Source organism: Ruminococcus flavefaciens AE3010, assembly GCF_000526795.1.
In the GTDB taxonomy this organism is placed as follows: Bacteria; Bacillota; Clostridia; order Oscillospirales; family Ruminococcaceae; genus Ruminococcus; species Ruminococcus flavefaciens_D.
In genome coordinates this window covers 979,628-1,004,198 of sequence record NZ_JAGT01000001.1, presented here as the reverse complement: position 1 = coordinate 1,004,198, position 24,571 = coordinate 979,628, and the positions used below count along the sequence as shown (strand labels likewise).

Below are 24,571 nucleotides of genomic sequence, written 5' to 3'. Positions count from 1 at the left end.
CCTCTACCATAAATAAGAATGAGCTTAATGTATATTAATGATGACGGCATAGTTTTCAACCGCCTTATAAAGGTAGAAGTTAAGCGATAAAAATCAAGAATAGTTTTTTTGTGGCATTTTTTTGAATTCATCTGTAAGGAATACGATTGCAAGTGTGAATGAAAGTAGGTCAGTTATCACTTGTGCGTACATGACACCATTTAATCCAAGGAATACAGGCATAATAAGCAAAAGCGGAACGCGAAAGACTAGTTGTTTTGCAAATGATAGTATAGTTCCTTTTGGAACATTTCCGATTGCAGTAAAAAAAGTTGCAGAGCATATCGGCACACCGTTGATAAATACAAAGAATAGGTATATTCTCATGAACTTTATCGCAAATTCGAGGTACAACGGATCGTCTTCGGAACTGCTGAAAAGACATATAAGTGCTTGGGGAAATAATTCGAAAATAAACCATATTACTGTTGATATGATAATAGCTGCCTTTATGACCAACTTTACAGTATCGCGTACTCTTCTGTAGTTTTGGGCACCGTAATTATAACTACAGATTGGTTGAGCACCATTTATCAATCCATTGATCAGTGCAAAGAAAATAACACTTACCTTCATGATGATACCTGCAGCAGCAATAGGAGTATCCGGACCATAGATGCTTTTTGCTCCATATGTGCGAAGAACATTGTTCATCACTATCTGTACCAACAGATTTGAAAACTGAAATACGAAAAAATTGAAACCAAGTTTACATATATAGCTTGCCTCTTTAAGTTTAGGAATAAAGTTGTTTAATTCGAATTTAACAGATTTGAAACGTGTGAAATAAAAGGCATGCAGTAATGCTGAAAGTATCTGAATGATTACTGTTGCCCATGCAGCGCCTTTGATTCCCCAATCACATACAAATATGAATATTGGATCAAGTATTGTATTAAGCATTGCTCCAAAGGCGATAGCATTCATAGCGTATCGTGGGCTTTTATCGGCTCGAATCAGCGGATTTATACCAGTTGAGAACAATAGGAATGGTATGCCTAATGATGTTATTCCTGCATAATCTGTTGCGAATGGCATTATATTTTCGGTTGCTCCGAATAATATAAGCATTGAATGAAGGAATATCTGAACAGTAATACTGATGATGGCACCACTGATGAGTAGTAGTATTGCTGCTGTACCTGCAATGCTTTTACCTCTGTTTACATTCTTTTTTCCAAGTTCCAGATTGAAACCAGAGGCTGAACCAAGGCCAACCATAAGTCCTATTGCCATACATATGGTTGTTAGTGGAAATGAAACATTGGTAGAGGCATTTCCAAGTTTACCTACACCATGACCTATGAATATCTGATCAACAATGTTATAAAGAGCGTTAATGACATTCGAAATTATTGAAGGAACAGCAAGGGAACACAGTAATGATTTAAGAGGTCTTGTACCAAGAGAATTATCTGGTATAATCAATGTTGACATAGTATCACTTCCGTTATTCGCTATGATATCTATTTTTTTTAGCTAAGTTAAAAGTTATTTCTTCAATAGATCAAAGTTGTCTATCCGAGAACATTTTTTATTGTACCATATTTTACCAAAATAATCAATGATTTAATGTTTAAAATATTTTGTAATAATAAAACTATCTTTTGAATGACTAAATATTATATGTTTTATGCACGAACTTATAGCATTAAAGACGTTTTTAATAAGTGTGAATGCAATTTTATCAACTTAGAATTAGAAGATAGATACAACCGTACTATTAGATATTAAGAAATATAGTACGGTGTTTTAGTTCATAGCAATGTGTGGACTAAAATAAAAAAGTATCAATTACAAATTTGTAATTATCTGCTTTTTTTATAAAAAATATGCTACAATGACTTTGTCATAAGAAATTGTAACAAAAATGTTTCTAAAAACGACGTATAATAGAAACAAATATATCAGCAATAGGGGGGAATAATATGTTATAGCAAAACTATTTTCAAGGTATACACAAATAAATGAATGGCTTAAATGTAAAAGGAGGAATTGAAATTGTCTAATCGAAAAATATTCAAAAAAATGCTTAGCTTTACAGCAGCAGCTCTGACTTGTACTAATCTGATGCTTACAAATAATTGCAGCCAGATATTTACACAGAAAACACTTACAGCATTTGCAGGGGAAACAGAAAATACAGAAGTAAGTATTGATAAAACATACTTAAAAACCGGTAATACTCTGAAGATAAATAATCCTTCAGGAAGCTTGATCAAGTGCTTTGCAGACGATAATGAGGTTGATCCAGAGAACTTTATCCTTACAAATGAGCTTTATGAGAAATGGATAATCGTTCAGGAATTTGATGGAGAGGAATACAAAACAGTCGATAAGGTTTACTTCAGTAAGCTTCCCGTTATTTACATCAATACCGATGACGGTCAGGTCCCGGCATTCAAAAAAGATGCCAAAGATGGCGATATGTTTATTCAGAACAATGATGAGACAGAAGCTCCTGTATACAATGGAAGAATGACTATGCAAGGCCGCGGAAATACTACATGGGGCTGGGAAAAGAAACCGTATAAGATAAAGCTTGATAAAAAGACTGATTTGTATGGTATGGGCAAGAGTAAGAAATGGTGCTTGCTTGCCAATTATCAGGACGAAAGCCTTCTGAGAAACACTACTGCTTCCCGACTTTCCAAAGAACTCGGTCTGACTACCATGGAAACAGTATGGGCGGACGTAGTTATAAACGGTGAATACGTTGGTAACTATCAGTTATGTGAACAGGTTGGCATAGAAGAAGCAAGAGTGGATATATTTGACTGGGAGAACGAAGCAAAGGAAGCTGCCTCAGCTATCGCAAAAGCAGAAAAAATCAAAGGCGACAAAAAAGATGAGCTTACCGATATGATGACAGAGGATATGTCATGGATAAGAGAAGGCGGTACGGTCAGCTTTGACGGTAAAGAATATGTTGTAGCAGACTATTATGACTTTGAGACCGATCTTTCCGGAGGTTATCTCTTTGAATCCTCTGAAGAATATGATGAGGAATCAAAATTCATGACAGACTCAGGTCTTAAAGTAATGTTAAAATCGCCTGAATTTCTTAATACAAACGACGAGATGATGAGTTATGTACAGAATTACTGGCAGAATTTTGAAAACGCATATCGCTCAGAAGATGGATATACAATAATAGATGGTAAAATGACTCATTACACTGAGCTTGCTGATTTTGATTCAATGGTATCTTATTGGCTGCTTATGGAGATAATGGGAAATGATGATTCACGCTACAAAAGCAGATATATCTATAAGAATCACGATTCTCTGCTGAAGTTCGGCCCTCCATGGGATTTCGATACCGGAGCAGGCTCTATAATCGTTAGTCAGGATATAAGCGGTGAAGCAACAGGCTGGAAAGTATCACAATTTGAAGACCCGCAGAACTTCTACAGAGAATTTCTTGATGATCCTTTGTTCATTTCGGCTGCAACCGAAAGATACTGGCAGATCAGACCTTATCTTGAAGATGTTATAAAGGAGAACGGTGCACTGGAAAAAGACAGTGAGTATCTTTATGAATCTGGTATGGCAGACAGTGCACTCTGGGACAGAAATAATCAGTGGCCAGGCTACGGAAGAGGCTATATTGCTGACAGAGATATATTCATATCATACATGCGTGAACGTATTGCCTGGCTTGATGAACAGTTTAAGTCAGATAATTCATTGCTTGCAAGCACCTACAACGAGAACAGTGCATCACCTTATATCAGATCTGAAAGCATAAAGATTTCTACACCAAATGCAATGAAAGATATGATATCTGCTAGTGCACCTGCCGAGGCTGCAATCAAGCCCGATAAAGCCCTTATAATGCAGGTATCTGTAGATGATCCTCAGACATTCAGCCTTAAAGCATATGTTAACGGATCATATTATGATACTTTTGAAGTATCCAATGGTTCTGTAAGATTTGAGCTGCCTGCGGATAAGTTCTGTGGAATATCAGGAAAGAAAAACGTAATATCCTTTATTGGAAAAGACAAGAACAATAATACTATTGCAAGAAACTTTACTACTGTAATTCAGGACGAATCAGCAGAAGAGCCTGTTCCAGAATTCAAGGCACAGAGCATTGTGCTGAGTAAACAGATAAGCTTAAATTTCTATCTTGATCTTTCTTCACTAACAGAGGAAGAAAAGAACGACAGCTTCATGGAATTCAGTATCAATGGAAAAACATACACTGATACTTTTGATGCTGATTGCATGAGTTGCGACGGAAAGTATTATGGCTTTACCTGCACTCCTGATTACTTTGCCATATCAAATAGGATAACTGCGATTTATCATTACGGAGATAATAAAACCATAATAAATACGTTTTCTGTGCCGGATTATATCAACACTATAATCAGGAACACATATAACAGGTATAATTCGAGAATTACTGAGTTGATACGTTCATTACTCAATTTAAAGAATTATTTCTGCCAATCACCTCCGAACAATAGTTTTTTTAAACACTGATCAGAATATTTTTAATTGTATTATTCAAAAAAGAAGCCAGCTTGCTCGAGAGCTGGCTTCTTGAATTACATTATATATAGTTGTCTGAGACATTCTGGAATGCGCTACAAGTGCTATGTGAGCTCTTAGGCATGATTAGCGGAAATGCAAAAATGTGCTTGAAATGCATTATGAGCTATTGACAAAGGAATAGGAACACGGTATAATGTAAGCGTAATTTATGTCACGCTCATAAAAAATGCCAGAAGAACTTGCTATCATGGCGAGTTCTTTTTTTGTTGCTATTTCAATGCTGCAATTTTTTTTGAAAATAATTGTCCACTTATCATTTGGAAGAGCGATTGTAGTAAATGAAGATGCCTAAAGGGGTGAAAAAGGAATATGACAGATAGTCAACTAAAAAAACTTATGAAGGAACCTAAAGATGTGTGGCAACGAGCAATATATGATGAGTACTGCGCTTATGTTTATACTATAGCTGCAAATAAACTCAGTAATTGCGGAACTGTCGAGGATATTGAAGAATGTGTCGCAGATATATTTATTGACATTTTCCGTTCGCTGCAATCAGAAAAAGTTTTTAGCGGTGACCTTAAATGCATCATATCCACTATTGCCAAAAGAAGTTCTATTGATCTTTTTAGGAGAATTTCATTGAAAAATAAGAGAATAGTACCAATTGATGAACTTGAACCTAACCTTACACCATTCCACGACGAGCTTGAGAACTCTTCGGATCGCAAGGAACTTAAGGGTATACTTATTGACTGTGTGAATAAGCTTGGTGATCCTGATTCATCTATAATAATCAATCATTATTACTATGGCAGATCATCAGGTGAGATTGCTTCAGATCTTAAAATGACAACAAGCTCTGTACAAAAGAGGATCCAGCGTGCAAGAAAAAAACTAAAAAGCCTGCTGTTCAAAGCAGGTGTTGATGCGGAGTGGTGAGAGTGAGAATAGAAGAATTGTTTAAAGATAATATTTCTGAGAAATCAGAAAAAAACGCTGATAATATCCCTGCTTTTTCAGATGAAATGAAAGAAAGGATATATTCCCGTATACAGCATAAGCAGGCTTTTCAGCAATGTGAATGTTCATACAATGAAAGCATCTCGAGAGTAGAAACAAACAGAAAAACTATTTTCGGGAAGGGCTTCGATATTGCTGATTCAGTTGCCGAAGCAGTGCATAAAACTGTATCTTGTATACCTAAAAAGACTGCAAAGATGTTCAGACGTGCAGCAAATATTACAAAAGTCTACCTTGAAGAAGTACAGGTGGATAGTGTTGAGATATACCATATTCCTTTGTGGAGAAAGCTATGCTCTGCTGCTTTGACAATGGTTATAGCTGTTGGAACTGTGGTAGGCGGAAAATGTTATTATTCTCAGCTTAAAAGCATTAGAATTACTGAAACCAGCGAAGTATCTTATACAGAATCAAGCTGCGTTGAAAATATATTTACACCGGAAACAGTTATTGATGATTATAAAGGAGAATTGCTCGGGATAAAGAACTGGCATATTGAAAAAGTAATTGCTAATTCATATATTACGATTACTTATTTTATAAACGATGATACAGGGAATATATTTGCTTTTTCTGAAGGTAAAAAAGATGAGCCATCCGCTTATCTTTCAGATCTTGATAATGACGGAAATGCTGAATTGATATGTAATAATGTATATGGAATAGTTGGCGGAAATAATAACGATCATGCGCTTATATTCAGGCTCAGAAACGGGGAGATCGAGGTTGGAGATTTTGTTAATTATTACAAGGATTTTGCCGATGAACATGATCTTGATATTTCCTTAATTACAGATTTTTCGGATGTATATGATCCTAAAAGGAACAAGATAGTATTGACAGGCAAAAATATCAATAACGAGTTTGAACTGGAATTAGATGATTTTAGATTCAAGCCTGAGAGTTCTTATCCGATACTTGTTAATTATTATTTTGGACGTTTACTTGGATTTGATAATTGGCATTTCAAAAAAGAAAATATAAACTCAAATATGGAAAATACATGCCTGATAGATGAAAAAACAGGAGTAAAGTTCGTTGAATTTATGGGATATATAGGGAAGACCGATATTTATTATGCGGATTCTGACAATGATCAGAACCGTGAATTGGTTTGTAATTGTCAGTGCGGAGATACTCAGGATGTTTTGTATGATCATGTAAAGATATACAGACAAAACAACGGAGTATTGGAGTGCGGAGAGTTCATTGATGATTTTGAAGAATTTGAAAAGGCAAACAACATTGAACTCACAGGTATAGATGATTTTACATCAAAATATGATCCCGATAAAAACAAGATAATCCTGAAAAAGCAAAGCGAAGATACTGAATACGAACTTGAAATGAAATACTTCCATTTTAAACAGGTTGACTTAAACAGCGCAAAAAAAACATCCCCTGTTTTTTGTGACAGATAAAATATCAGATTTTTTACATGGTGCACCATTAAATATAATACAATTCAGGAAGAGGTGATATCGAGAATAATATTGTCAAAACATTCGATCTAACTATGATATATATAAATACATTGAAAAGGAAGTAATTATAATGAAAGACGTAATCAAAAAAATATCAGCATTCACAATGGCATTTACACTTCTCGGCACAGGTACAGCAATAACAAGCAGCATAGCTCCTCAGTTAAACTGTGTTATTACAGCAAGTGCAGCTGAATCAGTAACAAGCAAGTTCAGCGATGTCAATCCAGGCGATTGGTTTGCAGAGGCTGTTCAATTTGTATATGACAGATATATTATGAATGGTACTTCTGATAATACTTTTAGCCCTCAAGCTGAAGTGACAAGAGAACAGTTTGTCACGGCACTTTTTAACATGGCAGATGATCCGCAAAAGTATGATAATACTTATGATAACTGCTTTACTGATGTCGGAAAAGATAAATGGTATACAACACCTATAATGTGGGCTTATCATTGGGGAATCACAAGTGGATACGGAAGCAAGTTTGGCGTCGGTGATAAAATTTCAAGGGAACAGCTTGTAACTATGCTGTATAACTATGAGACAAAATTTAAGAAGCGTCCCTGCAATGCACCAAGCAATGCTTTGGGTAAATTCGATGACAGAAAAGATGTAAGCGGTTTTGCTCTGACTCCCATGAGATGGGCGGTTTCACAGAAAATAATATCAGGTAAGGGCGATAATAAGCTTGCTCCAAATGATACAGCAACCCGTGCAGAATGTGCTCAGGTAATAAAAAACTACTTAGTAAAAGGGAATATGCCTGTTGACCGTTTGATGGCGGTAGTGAGATCTGAGATCGGATATAAGGAAGGAGCTAACAATTACAATAAATATGCTGAAGAATTTGACAGTAAGTACCCTAACTGGTATAATGGAAAAAAGAACAATAATCCATGGTGTGATATATTTGTGGACTGGTGCTTCTTGAAAGCTTTTGGCTATAATAAGGCACAGAGCCTGCTTTGTCAGACAGATAATTCCACAGGCGCAGGCTGTTTAAACTCCATGAATTTCTACAAGAATAACGGTCAGTTCATACCAAGAGGTAATGGTGTACCCAAACCCGGAGATCAGATATTCTTTTACTATCCTTCGGATAAACAATATCACACCGGTATTGTAGAATCTGTGGATTCTTCCAAGGTATATACTATTGAGGGTAACGCAGGTAATCAGGTAGCTCGGAGGAGTTATTCACTTAAAAATTCAAGTATTGTAGGCTATGGCCGTCCTGCTTATTAATTCGGATAAAAGATTTCCGCAAGATGCTTGTAACAGACGGTCTTATTCAGAGTTTTAGTGACATAGTTCACTGCTATGGTATAATAATAAGTTCTACTTCATTTTATTAATATTAACCAACAAGGCGGTAAGTCAATATGACCTACCGCCTGATTTTATGAAATGATTTGCTTTATGATCTGATCTCACTGCCGCCCCATTCAACAACTGTGAAGCCTTTTCTCTCAAAGGTCTCAAGCTGCTGAGGCTCAATATCCACTTTCTCTTCAAGCGGAACATAAGCCATGAATACGCGGAGCAGGCTGTCAGGTGTGGGAGTAATGCTCAGCTTGGCTGAATTTGTATAGGCATCACCCTGGAAAGTAATGAGGTTATACTTGTTATGCTCCATAAGAGGCAGCCAGTATACAATAAACTCGTTCATTTCCTCTTCGGTCAGGCCAATGTATGTGAGCTTCTCTTTGAGAAAGCTCTCGGTATCTTTTCCAGCAACGCAGAAGCCTTTTGAAAAGTCAAATCTTGTGCGGCAGTTCGCAGCGTCCCAGAACAGGTATTTATGATGTGTGCCGTCAGCCTTGTTAAGAAGAGAGCCATCGGGTGAAGCTGTAACGTCCCAGCCGTTGTTATACTTTGGATATGTTGTAGAGAGTTCGGCTTCTGTGAGCTCCAGCTCTACATGAACATCGGTCTCCTGCTCAGGATAGAGATAGATGACGGGCTTATCAGCATATACCTCGTAACGGATAGTAGGAGTTCTGTTATCATCTTGGACGGTTTTGATCCAGCCGTAATTTCCACCGCATGATGTAAACAGCCAAGTGTCGTTGTTGTTATTATACCCGAGTTCATGAAGCCGCTCGCCCTTATAGAGAATAGCTAATGGCGCATAGCTTTCATCGGGACCGGCATACAGTCTCAGACCGCCTTCCAGAACAGTAAATGGTAAACCATAACTACTTATATTATTGGGCTCGACAAAATTGAATTTATTTTCCTTCAGAGTTTTCAGTTTTATCAGAACATCAGGCATATTTGATGAAACTGCTTTTTTCTTGGAACCGCCCGGATAGCCGAGTTCGAGAGTATATGCGCATGCATCAATTGCAGAGTCAGCGAGACCATTCATGTTCTGTATCATGCTATCGTAATCCTGAGACATTATTTCACGATATTCCGATTCCGTGAGCTCGCAGGTAAACGGTTCAGCATACGGATCTGTTGTCTGATTCTGATAACTAAACCAGTATGTGTTGTCAGTGCTGTATACTTTATATAAGTAAATTGCGCCTGTAACTCCGCCTGCTTCTTCCTTTACGCTGACCTCAACAGGCTGACTTAAGCAGCTGAGAAGTGCTTTTCTCATAAGAACGAGATCAAAGATCGTAAGCTTGCTGTCAAGGTCAAAGTCAGCTTCTGCCCAGTTGGAAAGCTCAATATCCTGTGCATTGAGCAGCCATCTCTGTAATGCTACAATATCAGCGATATTGAATTTATTGTCCCCGTTTATATTTCCTGATATTTTTATCTTGGTTCTGATCACCAGATCCATTGAGCCATTGTCGTATAGGGTGACCTCAGGCTGATCGTCACACAGAAATGCAAAGTAATCTGCGGATCTGTACAGATTTGCGAGATCGGTCTGATAGACCTGAGGATTGGATTCAACAGCATATATAGGTCCCGTGTACATCCAGCCGTTCGGGGACATATTTGACCTGAATCTTATATCCGTACCGAATCCGACATTATGATGCTTTACCAGCTCACTCGAGAGAAGCTCTCCTGTATCCTTGTCGTAAACCGTGATCCTTGTTTCTCCCTTTTTTAGGTCGGTCAGTTCAGCAGATTTTTCCTCAGGGAGCACCCTTTTGGATACTTTTTTCAGCCTGAACACAACGTCAGCGGTGCCATTATCGTATTTTTTTACGGTCATATGGTCATCGGGGACGATAGTACCGTTATAGTAACCTGCGGATTTATCTTCTGTCTCGGGCAGAGAATAGCCGAGCGGCAGATTATCTCCCACTAAGCCGAAGGAGAAATTGTAGCCATCAAAGAGGTCGCCTAAACGTACAGTCCCGGGGTTATTTATTAATCCTGAGGGCTGCATATTGCAGACAATCTCGCCATCGGGAGTGCTTTGACGTACATCCGTCCATATTCTTGGAATAGTGCCCTCAGGAATCGTGAGCTGTTCGCCCGTGTCATAGTCCACAAGTGTAACACGCATATCTCCCGAAAGCAGTACGGTCTGGGCATCATCAAGAACGACGCAATCCGCGGTCAGGGAGTTCTGCATATCTTCCTCGGAAAAAGGCGGATCAAGCTCCCATGTCATGCTCGGGATATATTCCCATTCAATCTTTGCGTAACCGTCCCTGACTGCCTGATATGCAGCGATTTGATGCATTTCGCCGCCGTCAACAGGCTCTGTTGTTTCGGTATTGCAGAACAAAAACGCTATACGTTCAAAGTTCGCGGAATAGTTCTCCGATTTTTCCTGCCATATCAAGGGAGTGCCTGCATTTGAGTTCATACAGAACACAACTATATTATCCCTGACAGACAGCGCTCCGTTTTTCCTGACATACGCCTCATATTCTTTTTCACAGTCAGGAAGCCAACTGTATATGTCGGTCTCTGCGACTTGAGTTCCGAAGCTTGTAAAGGAGTATTCCTTCTGCAATTCAGAATCACAAGTGAACTGAACCTTGAAATCGAGCTTTGATGTAGCTGCGTTTTTGTACGTCATTACTTCATAAGCGGTATCGTTACCTTCGTCCACAAATACATCATGGTAGAATACTGTAACAAGTCCCGCTGTGTTCTTAATGTCATATTTCTTTTTACTGTAATTCGGCTCCTGAAATACGACACAAAGCAGATCACTTTCATTCTGATCTCCTATGTGCGTAGATCCATAGGTATTGCGGAAGTTTATAGCTTCGTCAAAGCTCTGTGGTATCCAGTCAGGAATTGAATAAGTATAAGCTGTGTCATCTGCATTTACATTCATAGGTGTAAAAACATTCACAGCATCTGTGGAAAACGGTATAATTGCTGTTGCTGCCGCTATTACAGCAGCAGTCAGTTTCTTTAACATTATAATGTCACCTGCCCTCTCTAAATTTGCAGCATCAGCTGCTGTTTTCATTATATAACATTATTCTCATGAATTCAAGAGATAATCATGTTTTTATGTCTATATTTGAATTAACGTATGAGAAAGGCGGAATGTGCGGCTGAAATCGTAAACTTTCTATGAACATATATACTTAAAATGGATTGGCAGCCCATTGGACTGACATTAATGTTTATACGATTTCAATGTTGTTTCCCATTTACTGCTAATAGATATTGTAAATGCTTTTGAGGTGTGTTATAATTGAAATATCAAGATGACAGCACAGATTATAACTGATATTAAAGCAAACACTAATGCTGATAATTCAGCAAAAATTAAGGAGATGTATCCAATGAAAGTACTGATCATCAACGGAAGTCCACGAATCAACGGTAACACATCTGTCGCGGTGAATGAACTTGTCAGAACATTTGAAGCCGAAGGCGTTGAAGCTGAGGTATGTCAGATTGGCGGCAAAGATATACGAGGCTGTATTGCTTGTGGAAAGTGTTCAGAGCTCGGTCGCTGTGTATTTAACGACGAAGTAAATGAAATCGCTGTAAAGTTTGAACAGGCAGACGGGCTTGTCTTAGCTTCTCCAGTCTATTATGCTTCGGCAAATGCTACTCTCATTGCCTGCCTTGACAGACTGTTTTACAGTTCTCACTTCGATAAAACCATGAAAGTCGGAGCAAGTGTTGTCGTTGCAAGACGAGGAGGATGTTCATCGACATTTGACGAACTGAACAAGTATTTTACAATTTGCGGTATGCCTGTCGCTTCAAGCACCTACTGGAATAGTGTTCATGGAAGGTTACAAGGCGAGGCGAAATATGATTCTGAAGGCTTGAGTACAATGTGTAATCTTGCTCATAATATGAGTTTCCTGATGAAATCTATCGCTCTTGGTAAAGAGAAATATGGTATGCCTGAAAGAGAATATGGTGAGCCGACACATTTTGTTCGCGATGACCTAAAATAAGAAAGGAACATAACTATGAAACGATTTGTTGAAGTTCATTATTATATCAAGGATGGAAAACGTGACGAATTCTATAATGCGATACTAGAACGTGGAATAGCTGATGCTTCACGCGCTGAGGAAGGCAACGAGAAGTATGAATACTATTTCAGCCCTGAGAATGAAAATGAATTGCTGCTCATTGAACTGTGGAGTTCAGCCGAAGCAGTGGAGCTTCATATGTGTTCTTCACACTATAAGGAGCTTGGAGAGCTGAAAAAGGAATATGTGAGAGATACAGTTTTTACACGGTATGAGATCCCGGAAGACTAAGAAGATTTGAATAGCGACAGAACTACATTATTACAGGATGTTGAATGAATTACAGAAATCCACTATTATTCTATTGGAGGAGGTATTATCATGAAACAGTATATACTTGCAAATGGCGTTCAGATCCCAGTAATCGGACTCGGTACATGGCAGACGCCTGATGACGAAATCGGCTATCAGGCTGTGCTTTCTGCGTTACAGATAGGCTATCGGCATATTGACACAGCACAGGGCTATCGTAACGAAGACATTGTTGGCAGAGCGGTCAAGGACAGCGGAATTATCCGTGAAGAAATATTCATCACTTCAAAATTGGATAATCCAAATCACGGATATGACAATACAATGCGTTCTTTTGAAAGAACACTTGAACAGTTGGGAACGGATTATGTCGATCTCTTTCTCATTCACTGGCCGAATCCTCTGCAATACCGTAAAACATGGCAGCAGACAAATGCAGAAACATGGAGGGCGTTTGAAGAACTCTATAATGCAGGAAAAATAAGAGCAATCGGTGTGAGCAATTTCAGACAGCATCATATTGATGAACTGATGAAAACAGCTAAAATTTCACCGATGGTGAATCAGATACGCCTTTGTCCAGGGGAGACGCAGGACGAACTTGTTACATATTGTAAAGAACGTAATATTCTGCTGGAAGCATACAGCCCCCTTGGAACAGGGCAGATATTCAAAGTTCCTGAAATGCAAGCGCTTGCAGTAAAATATCAGAAAAGCATCGCTCAGATCTGTATCCGTTGGAGTCTGCAAAACAGCTTTCTGCCGCTTCCGAAGTCTGTTACGGCAGAGAGAATTCGCGAAAACATGGATGTATTCGGTTTTGAGCTATCTGATGATGATGTCAGACTGATTGCTGATCTGACAGGATGTATCGGACTTTCCAAAGATCCTGATACGATCAACTGGTAAGTACTGGTACGAAGGAGAATGTAAACATAGGCCTTCTGCTGTAAATCTGTATTTAGGATTTGGAGTGTGAATCATATGAGAGAAAAATATATGATACATTTGCAAAACATTATCAATCACTATGATAAATACAAGGAAATAGCCGTTCCGTTAAAATGGGTGGAAACACAAACAGATTATTGCGATGTATCATATTACAGACGCGAACAATAATTCATATTGTTTTCATTCCGTTTTAGAGAAGGATATCTTAAAACGCATTTCCCGGAGGCTTTTGTTCAGACGATGCTCACGATGATGTCATATTCTGAAGAATGGGAACCGGATTGTTGGGCGCATATCTCACCCGAAGAAAGAATGCACAAACTTGTGAAGGGGGAGGAATTCTATCGAGGATATCTCTGCTTTGAAAAGCTGCGCTTGCAGCCAATCGCCGCAGATAAATTTGGAGATACTGTTTGTTCATGGCTCCCATGTAAAACTCCGGAGGAAGCAGAAGATCCGAACGCATTTATCAAAGCCATAAAGATGATTTCAGATTTTTCAAAATCCGAAGCAGTATGGATCGGCGGATATGTTGGCGACGGATGTACTCCTGATGAAAACTGGCTTGCTATACAGGATGACTCTATTTTATTCATTGCTTTTCATTGCAGTTTCTGAAATGAGGTGAAAGGATATGGAAACATACACAGGGAAGATGATATTCTCTGAATTTTTTGCTTTTCTTAATTCACAAAATCCATCTCGTCAATTCCATGAGATTGCACCGGAAAAGATTCAGAATTTTCTGGCACAGTTTCCGAATATCAAGCTGCCGTCTGCATATGTGGAATTTATGCGATATGCTGGAAACGGGTTGTTCTGGGTAGGATCGGACTACGGTTTTAATGAAGTTCCGGAATTAAAAGAATGGGCTGATGAATTATTAAAAGAAAACTGTTTTCCACATAAGATGAAGGAAGACTATTTTGTATTCTGGATGCATCAAGGTTATATGTTCTATTTTTTCAAATTGTCAGAAGGCGATGATCCTCCTGTATATTACTATTCGGAATGTGCTCAAATATCAGACTTTGTAAAATGCAGTGACAGCTTTACTCATTTTATTATGAAGCAATTTGGCTTTTATCGTCATGCATCTGAAATGAACTGAAATAAACGAAGACACGCTAAGCACTGGAATTGTAGAGACGTCGGGCATCTGTTTTAAATAGAGGATAAATTGGTGAATAACATGATAAAAGAGTTTTATAATGATTTTTCAATAAGAATTGATACGTCAGCTTGCAAATCAATAATTGCTGGTCATGATATAAACTTAAATGACACTTGGTACTATAGCGATCAAGTATTTGAGAGCGGAAAAATATATGGAATAGTAAGTGAATATGGTCAAGGCTGTGAGTATCTATCATATTTACTTGGTGGCAGAGTCCAGTTTGAGAATGTTAAGGTTTACTGTAATGGCAGCTTGATTTGCCAGAATGACCTTAATGACGTTGCATTGAATTTAGAACCATCTTGTGAGCCCTATGGGAAAAAGCAAGTGAAAAAGTCAATAGAAAGTGCTCTTTTAAAAAACTCGGATAAAGGTGATTTTTCATTAATCGCTGAAAAATTCCTTTTGACACCCGAAAGATATGATAGGAAGTTCAGCAATCTAAGTGGTGAACGATGGAGGGCTGCCGCTGCATTTGGCTATGCTCAGAATAAAAGGATCTATTTTGCCCCGTATAAAACAAGCAGCTTTTACTACAAGATGTGTCAATCCTGCTTATTGAAGGCTTTGAGGGAGCTTACAAAAAGTGGTGCACTTGTTATCATTCCTGTCGGAAGCGATGAATTTATAAAGCATATTGCAGATGAAGTAATATATCTGAACCGTAATTATGACATAGATGATCTGCGACAGTTTTATGATAAACAGTTCGGTGAAAACTGGATTCATTAAAGCTGCTTTTCTATTTATTTGAATAGCACGGAGGTGTGATCAATGAGCTTTGATTTCGATATAGGAGGAAAAATGAAAAACAAACTGTTACCTTTTCTTTTGCTGTTGTTCTGCTCAGTCAATGCAGTAAGTGGATGCGGGCGTGATAAAACATCGAAAAATGATGTTTCTGCAAGCAGTAGTATCCCTATACAGCAAAATACTACCGACACTAATGAAGTTGGAAACGAAAAAGCTGATATCACAAATATAAGTATTTGTGGAAATACACTTGTTTTCCCCTTTAAATTCGGTGAGCTCGGCAGCGATTATAAGCTCGAAAACGGCGTTTATGATCCTGATGACGATTATACGCTTTATGATATGTATAACAGTAAAGACTACATTTGTACAATAGCTATCGAAGGAGATAAAACTGATAATAATTCAGAGAAAAAAGTAGTTTTAGTTGATGTCAAATCGCCCGAAAATGATCATATCAGGATCAACGGTTTAGATTACAAAACTTCAATTGAAGACTTTGTATCAAGCTTTGGTGAAACGAGTATCAAAACGGAATCTTACCTCGAATATAAAAAAGGTAATATTATTTTAAGTCTGATATTTGATAATACAAAAAGTGAATTATCAAATATCATGTTAATCGAAGAAAAGAAATAAGAATTCGTGATACTCTCATAGTTTTTTACCTCCTTTAGATGTTATGGATCCTGCTCATTTTGTTGATAATATCCTGTCATAAAACGAGTGTAACGATAATCAAAACTGCAAATATGTATAAAGATATCCGCCCGCAGGCGTAATGTCATTAAGCTAAGGAAAAGTAAAATAATCACAGGAATCAAAAAGAACCTGTGATTATTTTTTTATGTATATAATGTAAATTTTTGCAAAAAGGTATTGACAAATAGCCAAAAATGTGAGGCGCAGCTAATCAGATATACACATCTGATTGGAGGTTTTACCGTGCAAAAATACTGTAATATCGTCAAAAACAAGCTTAATACTCTTATCAGCAACATGGAGAAAAATAACTCTTATTTCGTAGTTGATCCTAAGAGAGATTTTGTTCGTAAAAGTGAGCTGTCTTTCTCAAAAACATTGAGATTCATTCTCGGAATGGGCAGCCAGACACTTGGCAAGGAGCTTGTAGAATTCTATGATTATGATTCAAAAATGGTATCTGTGTCTGCTATCGTTCAGAGAAGAGCTAAAATACTTCCTGCTGCTTTTCAGTATCTGTTCCATAAATTCAATGAAACATTTTCTCAAACCAGTTTCTTTCACGGCTACAGGCTTTATGCTGTGGACGGTTCTGATATACATATTCCTACTGATCCTGATGATAAGGATACTTTTTATCGTGCAAATAATGATGTAAAAGGCTATAACCTCATGCATCTGAATGCTTTGTATGACATTATGAACCGTAGATATATCAATGCTGTATTACAGGACAGTCGTTGTGAAAATGAGCATTCTGCTCTCATAAGTATGCTTGAAAATATCGGACATGAGTCCATTATCGTTGCGGATAGAGGATATGAATCCTACAACACGATCGCTCATCTTGAAAATAACGGCTTGAAATATGTGATGCGCATCAAGACAAGCGGTGGAATTGCTCATAAATTCAACATTCCCCATAATGAGGAAGCTGATTTTGCTGCAAATATTATTATTACAAGAAGACAAACTAATGAAGTTAAGGCTAATCCTGAACTTTATCGTTATCTTCCGCACTCTTCAAATTTCGACTTCCTTCCGAAAGAATCGAAAGATACATATCCTCTTAAATTCAGGATAATAAGGCTCAAGATATCTGAAGATAACTATGAAACCATTGTTACCAATCTCTGTGATGATGAGTTCTCTGACGAAGATATAAAGATGATATACAAAATGCGCTGGGGTATCGAGACTACATTCAGAGAACTGAAGTACCAGGTTGGTCTTATTGCTTTCCATTCAAAGAAAAAGGACTGCGTGATACAGGAAATCTTTGCAAGTCTTATCATGTATAACTTCTCTATGCTGATCACCGAAAATATCACCATAGATGACGATAAGCATAATGATTACCGCTATAAAATCAATTATGCTTTTGCTATACATATCTGCATCAAATTCTTTCGCTCTGCACACGCAAATCCTTTTCTTTTGGAAGAGCTGATAGCAAGAAACAAGTGCCCTGTCAGACCTGATCGTATTGCTGATAGGAAAACTCGATATCATTCTGCTATTCCCTTCAACTACAGACTATCATAATTCTTCGATTATGTCAATCTTTTTTCAGGCAGATCTCGGATCTGTCTTTTCGTCATGCATTTTTTGCGAATGTAACAGCAGGAGTATGTCTGGTCATATTCCAAACATACTCCTGTTCTTTTTCGTATTTGATTAGCTTAATGACATTAACATCATGGCCCACCTATTCCCTTGGCAAATGCTATAAGATATCCAAAGATATAGGCAATACTTATCATACCGCAAAGGCAGAATGAGGTCAGGAGAATCTGAAAAAGATTTCCTGCAAAGGATACACTGCATAGTATCACAGCGATGATGCTCAGAATAACGGCAGCAATTCCTGCGACCTTTACAGGAAAATGATCGTGGCTTTTACTGTCTGCCCAAAAGAACCACACAGCAGCGCCTGTTGCAGCACAGCAGAGTATGGCAATGATGATAGCAGGTATCACGTGTTCTTTATTAAAACACCAAAGTCCCAATACAGCGATGAGATCGGGAATGGCTGCATATACAGCTGATTCTAAGCAACATACTGGATTTATCGCATGAATGTCGATCACAGTATAAGCGATAACTGCCAGCACAAGCGAAAGCGGATACAGCAGCCATAGATGTGAAACAAGATAAATCATATTATACACCTACCGTTTTGAATTGCTTTCATTATATCATATAACAGCAGTTTCTTCAAGGTGAAAACGGAAATATGGTCTTGTAAACACTTTTGTTGTATGATATAATAAATAAAACAGATGTAGTTTCACAACTCTGAAAGCGAAAGGATATGTGGGATATGGCATCAATTGCGATAATTACAGGAGCTACGGGAGGTCTCGGGCAGGAATTTGTCAGAGAAGTTTTGAAAGAACAGGTAGACGAGATATGGACAGTTGCAAGAAATACGGAGAAACTGGACAAGCTGAAAAAGCAGTTTGAGGATAAGGTTCGGGCAGTTAAATGCGATCTGAGCAAGGCTGACGATCTGGCGGCATTAAAAGATCTTATCATTGCGGAGAAGCCTGATATAAAGCTCCTTATCAACAATGCAGGTATGGGAGATATGGGCGAAAGTTCTGAGTTTTCAGATGAATATATTTCTAAGACCGTAGACCTGAATTGCAAAGCTGTATGTCTGCTGTGTAATTATGCGATTCCTTTTATGTCAAAGGGAGCACGGATACTGAATATATCATCAGCTTCATCATTCCAGCCTGTTCCGTACATAAACCTTTATGCTGCAAGCAAGGTATTTGTTCGGTCATATACACGCTCACTGAATGTGGAGCTTAAAAGCAAAGGTATAATCTGTACAGCAGTGTGTCCGGGCTGGATAGATACTGATATGCTGAGTAAGGAATACAATGGCAAACCTGTGAAGTTCCCGGGACTTGTTTCTCCTAACAGAGTGGCAGTTCAGGCGCTTCGTGATTCTGTAAAGGGGAAGGATATGTCAGTATGCACGCTTTTTGTCAAGTACGAGCACTTACTCAGCAAAATCCTTCCGCAGAAGGTTCTTATGAAAATATGGATGTATGGGATAAGAGATTATGTATAAGATAGAGACAGAGCGCGGCGACCTCTTTGATGTGAATATGATGATTGCTATGCAGGTAAAAGTGTGCGGCAAAGCCAGTGAAGCTGAACTGACAGAAGCCTTCAGAGCTGCTGCCAGAGCCTTTGAGATACTTAACTGCAAGGTGGTCATAGACCAGAATGGCGATGCTTTTTATGATGATTGCAGGGAGCCGATGAACCGCATAATTTTTCGCGATTTTGAGCTTGAGGAGCTGATACAGGAGCAGGAACGCATAAGGTTCAGATTAGAGGACGGGGAGTTCCTGCGCTGTTTTGTTTCTTATGAAAATGCCAGTGAAATGAAGCTTTGTTTCCTTATGCATCATCTTGGCGGCGACGGAAAGTCCCTCTGTTACTTCATAGAAGCGTTTATGAAAAGCCTCAGCGGCGAAAAATGCGAGTATCGCAAAATAAAACTGCTGAACAACGAGACACTGCCGAACACATCAAAGCTGTCTTTTCTTGCTTCATTAGTTACGAAGGTCTACAACAGAAAATGGCAGAAGCAGCGCAGGATCTTCGGTTTTGATGATATGGAAGCGGCATATAAAAGTTTCTGGAAGTCGCATAAAACAACGGTGAAAAACGTTTTGACAGAGAGCAGAGAGCTCAGTCAAAAGCTAAAAGAATGCAAAGCGAACAAGATAGGCTTTACTTCATATACTATAGCAGAAATGATACAGGATATACCGCAGATGCAGGAGATAGGTCTTGCAGTAGATGGCAGACAGGACGGTAACAGAACAATGAGCAATCAGGCAACGGGTATAGCGGTCAGATACAGGTATGCCAAGGGAAAGACGCTTACTGAGAATGCTGTCGTTATCGACAGAGTCATGAAGAAAAAGCTGAGCGATGAAAATTATAAATACCTTGTGCTGCGTTTTATGAGTGCATTTGAACCTACACTCGTTGATGCTGTAAATCTGGAATTTGCAGGATATTTTCATAGTAAAAGCACGGGAAAACTTGCGAAAATACTGGGCTACGGGCAGAATACCAAAGATATAAGCATAACAAATCTGACAAGGATCGATATACCCACTGATTACGGGGAGTATAGGCTTACCGACCTTATTTTTGTGCCTCCCGTTGTGTCCTACGGTAAAAATATAATCGGCATGGTCACAGTCGGTGACCATCTGAACACAACATATCATCATTATTTGAAGTGATGATCAGTATTTTGAAACTATATTGCAAAATGGGGTGTGATCAATGAGCTTTGATTTCGATATAAGTGTACGCATCAAGGATAAGCAAACTTGTGATATCATTTCTGGTCCGAAGGTGATTGCTGCATCTGAAAATCCCTCTATATACAGTGGTTTTGAAGAAGTCAGCTGGTGGAACAGCAGCATATTCATGGATCTTCCACCGGCTATTTTCAGAATATGCGGTAAATATATGGAAAAGCAGTATCCGCTTGAAGAAGGCATGGAAGGAAATCTCGATATCATTGTGCCGAGAGCTGCCATGCGTGAAATTTGTTCCTATATATACAGCAGATGCTGTGTACTTGATTCAGATCTTAATACAGAGGAAAGAGATTGGTGCTGGCGGGATAGTTATGAAGTAACCAACATAGCTCGTGTCGAAAAACTGCGTGATCTTTTGTCATCGCTTGATTATGTTGATCATCGTAATCAGGAGTGTGGAATTGCAGAGAATTATATCGGCGATCTACGGAAAAGAGAAGAATTCAAAAATAATCCGCAAGGGTATGAATTTGAGTTTCGGATCTGCTATCATTACTGCCGTCCACGGAAATAATTGAATTGTATGAAAACTTAATAAACATGTCGCACTTGTCCCAAAAAGACAGGTGCTTTTTTATGTTTCTGAAATGACAGTATTTCACAGTGTGTCCAATTGTGTGTATTTACTAAAAAAGAAAATACAACCATGAAAAGGAGCATTACCACATGAAAAATACAACTTACATTCATTTTTTTACATCTTACATCCTTATTTTTGCAGCTTACCAATATTCTGTTGATTTTTGATACAGCAGTAATGTATAATATGCATATATTCCTGATATAGAGCATCAAACATGATATGCTCATGTAAAATGAAAGTCGGTTTGTAGAGGTGCAAACTGCTTAATGGCTAAAAAGAATTAAGATTTATTTAGGAGGAAAATGGTATGAAAACAAGAATAAAACGCAGTATGGCAGCTATATGCGCTGTAACAGCTATATGTACTTCGTTTGGTGTAAATGGATTCACAGGTATTGGCATCAATCCTTTAACAGTATCTGCAGTATATACAGGGCAGGGAACTGTTTCCGGAGAATGTTCAGATGATTATATATATGATGAAGTCGAAAATGTTCGGATATACTATAAAAATCAGGATAGAGGAGTAGTTATTACTGGCTGTGAGACTAAAAATACCTATACGCATATAAGTATACCTAAGCATATCAATGGCAGAGATGTGGTAGCAGTAGCAGACAATGCTTTCAAAGGTCAGGAAGGTATTCTGGATATATTCTTCTATGGAAAGGATAAATTATATGAAACAAAGTATCATCCGGGCGGTTCGAGTATTGGCAGAACTCTTTTTCCGGGAGGAAGCTCGATCTCTGAGATTGGTAAAAGTGCATTTGAAGGCTGTATAAACCTTAAATTTGTACGCGTAGGTGACAGAAAACTGACCGTCGGAGATTCGGCATTCAGAGGATGTTCTAATCTTAGTTCTGTTACCTTCTACAATTCTTCAAATTGCAGAATCAAAGAAGTATACAGCGATATCGGTTCATTTGCTTTTGCAGGCACAGCTTTTACATCTTTTGAATGTGCTGAATGTAATAATATCGGTTACAGAGCATTTTATCAGTGTGAAAAGCTTAAAAAGATAGATGTAACTGCAAAAGAGTTGGGAAACAATTGCTTTGGCGACTGCGTATCGATGACTGATGTAAAAGTCAAAGCAGATACCATCGGTTACCGCAGTTTCGATTACGTGGTCAATGCTGATATCGATGCAAAAACTATTGGTCAGGATGCTTTTTCGTTCTGTTATGATCTTAAAAGTGTGAGATTAAAAAATACAAAGAGTATCGGCAGATATGCTTTTGCGTGCTGTACAGGACTGGAGAAGATTAATTTCCCTGATACACTGGAATATATCGGAGATTATGCATTTATTGATGACGCAAAACTCAGAGGTTCTTTAGTATTTATAAGGGACAACGATGAGAAGCTTAATATAGGTTGGGATGCATTTGATTCTACTTCATATGAATATGTTTTGTTGAGTGGAGATATAAACGTTGAAGCCTATGCTTTCTTCGGCAATAAACTAAAAAGTGCATTTGTTGATGAAAAGGTGAAAATAAACAAATATTCATTAGGATATGATAATTATGTTCTTATCGCCGGATTTACTATGTATGGAAATGCTGAAACAAATACATATGCCTCAAAAAATGGTATTCCATATGTAAGGATCGACAGAAATGAATATTGTAATAACCTCGTTTAACAAAGAGGATATAAGCGCTAACCATTCTATGCCCATTAATCCAGAAAGCTCCGCATATGCGTAATGTCATTAAGCTAATCAAATACGAAAAAGAACAGGAGTATGTTTGGAATATGACCAGACATACTCCTGCTGTTACATTCGCAAAAAATGCATGACGAAAAGACAGATCCGAGATCTGCCTGAAAAAAGATTGACATAATCGAAGAATTATGATAGTCTGTAGTTGAAGGGAATAGCAGAATGATATCGAGTTTTCCTATCAGCAATACGATCAGGTCTGACAGGGCACTTGTTTCTTGCTATCAGCTCTTCCAAAAGAAAAGGATTTGCGTGTGCAGAGCGAAAGAATTTGATGCAGATATGTATAGCAAAAGCATAATTGATTTTATAGCGGTAATCATTATGCTTATCGTCATCTATGGTGATATTTTCGGTAATCAGCATAGATAAGTTATACATGATAAGACTTGCAAAGATTTCCTGTATCACGCAGTCCTTTTTCTTTGAATGGAAAGCAATAAGACCAACCTGGTACTTCAGTTCTCTGAATGAAGTCTCGATCCCCCAGCGCATTTTGTATATCATCTTTATATCTTCGGCAGAGAACTCATCATCACAGAGATTGGTAACAATGGTTTCATAGTTATCTTCAGATATCTTGAGCCTTATTATCCTGAATTTAAGAGGATATGTATCTTTCGATTCTTTCGGAAGGAAGTCGAAATTTGAAGAGTGCGGAAGATAACGATAAAGTTCAGGATTAGCCTTAACTTCATTAGTTTGTCTTCTTGTAATAATAATATTTGCAGCAAAATCAGCTTCCTCATTATGGGGAATGTTGAATTTATGAGCAATTCCACCGCTTGTCTTGATGCGCATCACATATTTCAAGCCGTTATTTTCAAGATGAGCGATCGTGTTGTAGGATTCATATCCTCTATCCGCAACGATAATGGACTCATGTCCGATATTTTCAAGCATACTTATGAGAGCAGAATGCTCATTTTCATTGCGACTGTCCTGTAATACAGCATCGATATATCTACGGTTCATAATGTCATACAAAGCATTCAGATGCATGAGGTTATAGCCTTTTACATCATTATTTGCACGATAAAAAGTATCCTTATCATCAGGATCAGTAGGAATATGTATATCAGAACCGTCCACAGCATAAAGCCTGTAGCCGTGAAAGAAATTGGTTTGAGAAAATGTTTCATTGAATTTATGGAACAGATACTGAAAAGCAGCAGGAAGTATTTTAGCTCTTCTCTGAACGATAGCAGACACAGATACCATTTTTGAATCATAATCATAGAATTCTACAAGCTCCTTGCCAAGTGTCTGGCTGCCCATTCCGAGAATGAATCTCAATGTTTTTGAGAAAGATAGCTCACTTTTACGAACAAAATCTCTCTTAGGATCAACTACGAAATCAGAGTTATTTTTCTCCATGTTGCTGATAAGAGTATTAAGCTTGTTTTTGACGATATTACAGTATTTTTGCACGGTAAAACCTCCAATCAGATGTGTATATCTGATTAGCTGCGCCGCACATTTTTGGCTTTTTGTCAATACCTTTTTGCAAAAATTTACATTATATACATAAAAAATAATCACAGGATCTTTGATTCCTGTGATTAT

The 24,571-nt window shown here is 38.1% G+C and carries 20 protein-coding genes; 16 read left to right on the top strand and 4 right to left on the bottom strand.

From position 1 onward, the window contains the following. Positions 1-93 precede the first annotated feature (93 nt). A complete protein-coding gene (locus N774_RS0104320; protein WP_024860057.1) occupies positions 94-1,476 on the bottom strand; it encodes an MATE family efflux transporter in 1,383 nt (460 codons plus the stop codon). A gap of 633 nt (positions 1,477-2,109) precedes the next feature. Between N774_RS0104320 and N774_RS0104315 the strand changes: the two genes are divergently transcribed. From N774_RS0104315 to N774_RS17990, 4 genes are all read left to right on the top strand, one after another. After that, a complete protein-coding gene (locus tag N774_RS0104315; protein ID WP_207640547.1) occupies positions 2,110-4,533 on the top strand; it encodes a CotH kinase family protein in 2,424 nt (807 codons plus the stop codon). A 408-nt stretch (positions 4,534-4,941) separates the two neighbouring features. After that, a complete protein-coding gene (locus N774_RS0104310) occupies positions 4,942-5,487 on the top strand; it encodes an RNA polymerase sigma factor (RefSeq protein ID WP_196231527.1) in 546 nt (181 codons plus the stop codon). Positions 5,488-5,489: 2 nt separating this feature from the next. Then, positions 5,490-6,989 (top strand): hypothetical protein, encoded by a 1,500-nt coding sequence (locus N774_RS0104305; protein ID WP_024860054.1) that lies wholly within the window; start codon positions 5,490-5,492, stop codon positions 6,987-6,989. Positions 6,990-7,122: 133 nt separating this feature from the next. Next, on the top strand, positions 7,123-8,301 hold the full coding sequence (locus N774_RS17990) for an S-layer homology domain-containing protein (protein ID WP_051463370.1): 1,179 nt from the start codon (positions 7,123-7,125) through the stop codon (positions 8,299-8,301). Between the two features lie 172 nt (positions 8,302-8,473). On the opposite strand, the gene N774_RS19735 is transcribed toward N774_RS17990, so the two are convergent. Continuing rightward, entirely contained in the window at positions 8,474-11,404 is a 2,931-nt protein-coding gene (locus N774_RS19735) for a dockerin type I repeat-containing protein (RefSeq protein ID WP_196231526.1), read from the bottom strand. Between the two features lie 373 nt (positions 11,405-11,777). On the opposite strand from N774_RS19735, the gene N774_RS0104290 reads away from it, so the two are divergent. From N774_RS0104290 to N774_RS0104255, 8 genes are all read left to right on the top strand, one after another. Next, entirely contained in the window at positions 11,778-12,407 is a 630-nt protein-coding gene (locus N774_RS0104290) for a flavodoxin family protein (protein WP_024860052.1), read from the top strand. A 15-nt stretch (positions 12,408-12,422) separates the two neighbouring features. Continuing rightward, positions 12,423-12,719: a putative quinol monooxygenase gene (locus N774_RS0104285; RefSeq protein WP_024860051.1), complete on the top strand. Its 297-nt coding sequence runs from the start codon at positions 12,423-12,425 to the stop codon at positions 12,717-12,719. A gap of 90 nt (positions 12,720-12,809) precedes the next feature. Continuing rightward, positions 12,810-13,649, top strand: a complete 840-nt coding sequence (locus tag N774_RS0104280) for an aldo/keto reductase (protein ID WP_037280128.1) — start codon at positions 12,810-12,812, stop codon at positions 13,647-13,649. Positions 13,650-13,934: 285 nt separating this feature from the next. Next, positions 13,935-14,312, top strand: coding sequence for a hypothetical protein (locus N774_RS0104275; protein WP_024860049.1), 378 nt, complete (start codon positions 13,935-13,937; stop codon positions 14,310-14,312). 16 nt (positions 14,313-14,328) lie between these two features. Continuing rightward, on the top strand, positions 14,329-14,805 hold the full coding sequence (locus N774_RS16790) for an SMI1/KNR4 family protein (RefSeq protein WP_051463369.1): 477 nt from the start codon (positions 14,329-14,331) through the stop codon (positions 14,803-14,805). A gap of 81 nt (positions 14,806-14,886) precedes the next feature. Next, the gene (locus tag N774_RS0104265) at positions 14,887-15,603 is read left to right on the top strand and encodes a hypothetical protein (RefSeq protein ID WP_024860047.1); all 717 of its coding nucleotides are present in this window, start codon (positions 14,887-14,889) and stop codon (positions 15,601-15,603) included. A 42-nt stretch (positions 15,604-15,645) separates the two neighbouring features. Beyond that, on the top strand, positions 15,646-16,263 hold the full coding sequence (locus N774_RS0104260; RefSeq protein WP_024860046.1) for a hypothetical protein: 618 nt from the start codon (positions 15,646-15,648) through the stop codon (positions 16,261-16,263). 360 nt (positions 16,264-16,623) lie between these two features. Beyond that, positions 16,624-17,871 carry an IS4 family transposase gene (locus N774_RS0104255; RefSeq protein ID WP_155250345.1) on the top strand — a complete coding sequence of 416 codons (1,248 nt, stop codon included), beginning with the start codon at positions 16,624-16,626 and terminating at the stop codon, positions 17,869-17,871. 152 nt (positions 17,872-18,023) lie between these two features. Here N774_RS0104255 and N774_RS0104250 read toward each other — a convergent pair whose 3' ends face one another. Then, positions 18,024-18,488 carry a hypothetical protein gene (locus tag N774_RS0104250; RefSeq protein WP_024860044.1) on the bottom strand — a complete coding sequence of 155 codons (465 nt, stop codon included), beginning with the start codon at positions 18,486-18,488 and terminating at the stop codon, positions 18,024-18,026. A gap of 161 nt (positions 18,489-18,649) precedes the next feature. Here N774_RS0104250 and N774_RS0104245 point away from each other — a divergent pair, with 161 nt between their 5' ends. From N774_RS0104245 to N774_RS0104230, 4 genes are all read left to right on the top strand, one after another. Next, positions 18,650-19,411 carry an SDR family NAD(P)-dependent oxidoreductase gene (locus tag N774_RS0104245; RefSeq protein ID WP_037280127.1) on the top strand — a complete coding sequence of 254 codons (762 nt, stop codon included), beginning with the start codon at positions 18,650-18,652 and terminating at the stop codon, positions 19,409-19,411. Next, entirely contained in the window at positions 19,404-20,606 is a 1,203-nt protein-coding gene (locus N774_RS0104240) for a hypothetical protein (RefSeq protein WP_024860042.1), read from the top strand. Before N774_RS0104245 ends, N774_RS0104240 begins: the two co-directional genes overlap by 8 nt. A 43-nt stretch (positions 20,607-20,649) precedes the next feature. Beyond that, positions 20,650-21,204 carry a hypothetical protein gene (locus N774_RS0104235; RefSeq protein WP_024860041.1) on the top strand — a complete coding sequence of 185 codons (555 nt, stop codon included), beginning with the start codon at positions 20,650-20,652 and terminating at the stop codon, positions 21,202-21,204. Positions 21,205-21,580: 376 nt separating this feature from the next. Further along, the gene (locus N774_RS0104230; protein WP_024860040.1) at positions 21,581-22,924 is read left to right on the top strand and encodes a leucine-rich repeat domain-containing protein; all 1,344 of its coding nucleotides are present in this window, start codon (positions 21,581-21,583) and stop codon (positions 22,922-22,924) included. A gap of 210 nt (positions 22,925-23,134) precedes the next feature. Here the strand turns inward: N774_RS0104230 and N774_RS0104225 are convergent, their stop codons facing one another. Beyond that, entirely contained in the window at positions 23,135-24,382 is a 1,248-nt protein-coding gene (locus N774_RS0104225; protein WP_155250330.1) for an IS4 family transposase, read from the bottom strand. Positions 24,383-24,571 lie beyond the last annotated feature (189 nt).